5 protein-coding genes are annotated in these 5,521 nt (G+C 51.4%); 3 read left to right on the top strand and 2 right to left on the bottom strand.

Annotated elements, in window-relative coordinates; translation table 11 throughout:
- The coding region (locus AQR02_RS24155) for a glycoside hydrolase family 13 protein (protein ID WP_054942943.1) at positions 1-1,337 on the top strand (1,337 nt) is incomplete at its 5' end.
- Between the two features lie 22 nt (positions 1,338-1,359).
- On the opposite strand, the gene AQR02_RS24150 is transcribed toward AQR02_RS24155, so the two are convergent.
- Positions 1,360-2,448: a M23 family metallopeptidase gene (locus AQR02_RS24150; RefSeq protein ID WP_054942942.1), complete on the bottom strand. Its 1,089-nt coding sequence runs from the start codon at positions 2,446-2,448 to the stop codon at positions 1,360-1,362.
- Positions 2,449-2,703: 255 nt separating this feature from the next.
- On the opposite strand from AQR02_RS24150, the gene lipA reads away from it, so the two are divergent.
- Together lipA and AQR02_RS31585 are read left to right on the top strand one after the other, a co-directional pair.
- Positions 2,704-3,606 carry a lipoyl synthase gene (gene lipA / locus AQR02_RS24145; protein ID WP_054942999.1) on the top strand — a complete coding sequence of 301 codons (903 nt, stop codon included), beginning with the start codon at positions 2,704-2,706 and terminating at the stop codon, positions 3,604-3,606.
- A 472-nt stretch (positions 3,607-4,078) separates the two neighbouring features.
- Complete coding sequence (locus AQR02_RS31585) at positions 4,079-4,708, top strand: YutD family protein (protein WP_082452058.1); 630 nt, start codon at positions 4,079-4,081, stop codon at positions 4,706-4,708.
- Between the two features lie 85 nt (positions 4,709-4,793).
- Here AQR02_RS31585 and AQR02_RS24135 read toward each other — a convergent pair.
- Positions 4,794-5,521: S41 family peptidase (locus tag AQR02_RS24135; protein WP_245237711.1), on the bottom strand; the 728-nt coding region annotated here is incomplete at its 5' end.

Raw genomic sequence — 5,521 nt, 5'->3', positions numbered from 1 at the left:
TGAAGCTGCCGTCATGGAGCACCGGGGCTGTAGTCTATCAGATTTATCCCAGCAGCTTCAACGAGGGAACTCTGCAGGGCATCACCGATAAAATACCCTATCTCCAGGAGCTGGGAGTAACCGCTGTATACATGACGCCTATCTTTGAGTCGCCCTCTGAACATAAATATAATACTTCGGATTATTACCGGATTGACCCGTCCTTTGGCAGCATAGACGACCTTAAGGCACTTGTTGAAGAAGCACACCGTCATGGCATTAAAGTATTGCTGGATGCGGTGTTCAACCATGCGGGAGATACGTTTTTTGCGTTCAGGGATGTCCTGGAGCATGGCGAGCAATCACGCTATAAAGACTGGTTCTTTATCCGTTCCTACCCGGTCCGTCAGCATCCCTCGCCTACCTATGAAACCTTCGCCAAAGCAGAAGCTTCTATGCCTAAGCTGAATATGGATAACCCCGAGACAGCTGATTATATGCTTGCTGTGGCTAAATATTGGGTACGTGAAACGGGAATCGACGGCTGGCGTCTGGATGTGGCGAATGAAGTGAACCCGCAGTTCTGGACACGGCTGCGCCGGGAGCTGAAAGCAGAGTTTCCCGAACTGCTGCTGATCGGGGAAATTATGCATGCATCCGGCCCTTGGCTAAGGGGAGACCAGTTTGACGGCGGTATGAATTATGTTCTGCGGGAGGCGGTGCTGGAGTTTTTTGCACTGCAGGCGGGCGGACCGGTGCGCTTTATGGAGCAGCTGCTTCATGCTGAAGCCCTATGCAACGATCAAGCCAACTCGGCCATGTTCCAGCTGCTCGGAAGCCATGATACAGAGCGTTTTCTGACAGCCTGCAAGGAGAATGGACGCGGCTGGGACCGGGAAGGCACGGCACTTCAGCGGATGAAGCTGGCTGTTTTTTTCCAGCTGACCTATATCGGCATTCCGATGATATATTACGGAGACGAGGTTGGCATGGAGGGAGCGACCGATCCGCACTGCCGGAAACCCATGCTCTGGCAGGCGCAGGAGCAGAATGCCGAGCTGCATGATTGGTACAAGAAGCTGATTACCCTGAGAAGACAGCATACCATCCTGCAAAAAGGTGAATTCCGCCCCTGGTTCACAGACGAAGTGCGGGGCGTGCTTGGCTTTGTCCGGCGCTATAAACAGGATAAGATCGGCGTGATCATTAACAATTCTCCGAACGCCTACCAGCTTGACCTTTGCAGCCTCCGTTCTGACAAAAATGTTCTGACCGACCTGCTCAGCGGGGCAACCATCCGGAATTCTGGCCGGATTCTTGCGGAGATTGAACCCTTCGGTTGTTTGCTGCTGTCCTGAAATCCGGCAGATTTAAGAATGCTTATTTACTCTTCTTATTTTTCCGGAGTGCCCGGTACTCCTGATTCTCCCACTGCTTCAGCAGCGGATACGGATCAAAGGCCCATTCCGTAGTCCCGCGGTCACGATAAATGCCGTAATGCAGATGCGGAGGGAATTTGCCTTGAGTGCCGGGGCTGCCGTAGCCGGAGCTGCCGACCCAGCCGATAATCTGGCCTGGTGTTACAATATCTCCGCGTGTGACCGACTTATCATACCCGGATAAGTGCGCGTAATAATGGTAGCGGTTCTCAATATCGCGGATACCGATCCGCCAGCCGCCGTAGCGGTTCCAGCCTTTAGTCTCAACGATGCCGAAGCAGGTGCTGCGTACAGGCAGGCCTTGAGGGGCAAAAAGATCCGTTCCTTCATGAATACGGGCGCCTCCCCAGCTTCTGCCTGTGCCCCAGGTGCTGCGGTAAGCATATTTATTTCCGAGGGGCAGCGGAAAGGCACTACCCGATAAATCCAGCCGTCCAAAATGCTCATACAGCTTGGCAAACTGGGCCACACGCTGGGCGGCACGGCCGTTATGATAATACTCCCAGACGCCGATACTGAAGTCATTGACTGAATTTCCGTATTTCAGCAGATGCCTTGCCATGCTGTAGAGCAAATCGGCATCGTTTGAAGAATCAGCTAGGCCATCTCCAGAACCGTCAACCCCCATTCCGCCAAAGAAACTGATCGAGTCCGGAGAATTATCAGCCTGGTCCGGATTCAACGGGCCGGACCATACCGGACCCGGAATGCTGATGGCGGTAATGCGGGAGGGTGCTAGTGCATCTGCGGGTGCTTTTTTCTTGGCGATGGTCCGTTCGTATTGATCAATCGCAGCGAAGCGGAACCAGGGAATACCGGTGGCTGCACTCATCTGCTCATACAATTCTTTTCGTGCTGCTGCAGGGTCAACTATGCCTGCTGCGGAAGAGCTGCCGGACTGGACTGCAGGAAGGCTGCCCCTCCGGGCGGCTTCAGCGGCGGCAGCCTGGCTTGCGCCCCACAGCATTGCGGCTGCGGACAGGCACAATACGGTTCTCCATGGTAGGGTCTTTTTGAACAAGGCCAGCATGATAACTACCTCCTATAATCCGGGCGTGGAATGGCGGCAACGGCCTTAGCTTAGGCAGCTGCCGGGTGTCTTGGTTATAGATTGGAGCAAAATGCTGTTTTTTATCCGTATCTGCCCAAGGTCCTGATCGGAGAGATAAAATTTAGTCAGGCAAATTTCACAAAAACAGGCAATTGCCTATTGCACATGCTATAATATGAGGCAGCAACTTTTAACCATGAGACTTATATTCAGGTGAAAGCGGGGTTCATTATTTTGACAAACCGAACAGCCAAACAGCCCAAGCCAGACTGGATTAGAATCAAGTTAACGACCGGTGATAATTATCAGGATATTAAAGGCATGATGCGGTCCAAAACTTTACATACCGTATGTGAAGAAGCGCGCTGCCCGAATATTTATGAATGCTGGGCGAACCGCACGGCAACCTTTATGATTCTCGGCGACATTTGTACACGTGCCTGCCGGTTCTGTGCTGTTAATACAGGCCAGCCCACGGAGCTTGATCTTCTCGAGCCGGAACGCGTTGCAGAAGCGGCAGAAGGTATGAAGCTTAAGCACTGTGTAGTAACTAGTGTAGCCCGTGATGATCTGAAGGATGGAGGCGCCAGTATCTTTGCCGAGACCGTGGCGGCTATCCGCAAGCGGCTTCCGTTATGCAGTGTTGAAGTGCTGATTCCTGATTTTCTCGGAGACCGGGAGAGTCTGGAGATTGTCATGAACAGCCGTCCGGATATTCTGAATCATAATATCGAAACGGTAGAGCGGATGTCTGACCGTGTACGGGCAAAAGCCAAGTACCGCCGGTCCCTGGAACTGCTGCGACGGGCCAAGGAGATGAAGCCTGATATTCCGACCAAATCGAGCATCATGCTTGGCGTAGGCGAGGAATGGGACGAGATCCTGCAGGCCATGGATGACCTCCGGGCAGTAGATTGTGATATATTGACTTTAGGGCAATACCTGCAGCCTTCCGACAAACATCTGGACGTGGTGAAATACTATCCGCCGGAAGAATTCGCTGCACTTAAGCAAGAGGGCCTGCAACGCGGCTTCAGTCATGTGGAAGCAGGACCGCTTGTCCGCAGCTCGTACCATGCGCACGATCAGGTCAAGTCCGCTGCTAAGACCCGTGAGGAGCGTTCTGTGAGCCTGTAAGGCTTGCGGATTTTTAAGGTTTAAGGTAATAAAGGTGGGGGTTGGAGCGCAAGCAATCAACTTGCTCCCGGGGTTTGCTACACCACCCGCGTTGATGGGAGTCATGGAGAGGGATTTTGGAATTGGAGGAGCGGCAGCGACCGTAGTTGTCTGATTTTATCAGACAATATAGATTGAACTTGATAAAATATTTTGGGAAAAGTGGCGGAGGGGAATTTTGGAACTGGAGGAGCGGTAGCGTCCGCCTTTGTCTTCAGATTTCTACCGCTGACAGCGGTTTAAATCAAGAAATCTGAAGACAACAGCGGCCGGAAGTCCAAACATTCTCTGCAGTCACGACTAATCCCTAAATAAAATCTCCACATGTTCACTCTAATCAGCGGTACACGCGGCTGGAAATCCAGTATTCATCGGAATGACAGGCTCCATCAACGCTCCCTCTCAGATAAAATGAAAGGCAGGCGACACACGCTTGATCGTTATAGGTGGAAAAGGTTACGAGCTGATGCTCGATCATAAAGACGGCTGGAACCCGGAGGCATTTCGCGGGCGTTACAGCGAGGTCCTGGACCGTTACGATTATATAATCGGTGACTGGGGCTACAGCCAGCTGCGCTTAAAGGGCTTTTACCGGGACAATCACCCTAAGGTGAACCGGGATACAGCGATTTCCGGCATGGTGGATTATATTAATGAGTATTGCAACTTTGGCTGTGCCTATTTTGTGCTGCATAAGCTGAAGGAACTGCCGAAAGAGGGAACCTTTAAGGATATTCTAATCAAAGAAATTACTGAACCCGGTACGGAAGAGCAGTCCTTAGAGGAATCTTCAGAGCCGTCGGCAACCATTAGAGAACAACGGGAAGCTCCGGCCAAATCCTCAACGAATCATTCTCCGGAACGGAATAAGGACGGAGGGGCTTCCTCCAGAGAGCATAATGGCAAGGATAGACCAGTTCGTGAGCATCAGAGCCGGAATCACCGGAATAAGGACACACAGGGCAAGAAGAACCATAAAGAGTCTCAAGGCAGGCAGCACAACCATCATTCGAATCACTCGCACAACCAGGCTTCTAATCCGCCGCAAAACCCTTCAAATTAACGGCGGTCTATCAAAAAGAGCACCCCATCAGCCATATAAATGGCGTGATGAGGTGCTCTTTTCGTCTTACTGGTTGATGAAAAAGTTATTTAACAGATAATTTCAATTGTTTAGTTGAAGCATTGTAGCTCCAAGTGAACGCGGGAAACTTCTTCGCGAAAGCACCAAGTTCAATCAATGTTTCATAGTCCTTGGAAATGGCATCTTTGGAGGCCAGCGTGAAGCCGAATGCTTTGCCGGCTCCGTTCGTGAGCAGTACTTTCTTGTTCTTGGCATCCCAAGTAATGTCACTTTCCACAAGCGCAGCGAGAACGCGTGCCGAAGCATACACCTTAGTTCCCTGCTTTACCAACCCAAGATTTCCGGCAAATGCATGACCATTAACATCCAGGATGTGGTTATCGCCGGCCAGAGTGATGCTGGTCAGACCTGCAATCTGCAGGGCGGTGATCAGCTGAGCCGTGGAGCCCTCTACTTCAATATCCGGAGCCAGTCCGATATGGTTGAAGTCTTCCTTATTCGGCGTTAGATACTTCATGGTGGTCAGCTTCAGCATATCGCCATTGGAGACAGGCAGAAGGCTCTGGATCCGGGCTTTACCGTAAGAACGGGTACCGACAATGGTTGCAAGCTTGTTGTCCCGTAAGGCGCCTGTCAATGCTTCAGAAGCGCTGGCAGTGTATTCATTGGTGAGTACAACTACCGGTACGCCAATTTTGCTGCCGGCAGTAATCGTTACCGGAGTCAGCGCACCGCTTTGATCGGAGGTGTACATCATGATCCCTGAATCTATGAATTTAGAGGCGATATTAT

The sequence above is a fragment of the Paenibacillus ihuae genome, assembly GCF_001368795.1.
Taxonomy (GTDB): Bacteria; Bacillota; Bacilli; order Paenibacillales; family Paenibacillaceae; genus Paenibacillus_AQ; species Paenibacillus_AQ ihuae.
The sequence above is the reverse complement of the archived record's forward strand: the minus strand, read 5'-3'. Positions and strand labels throughout refer to the sequence as shown.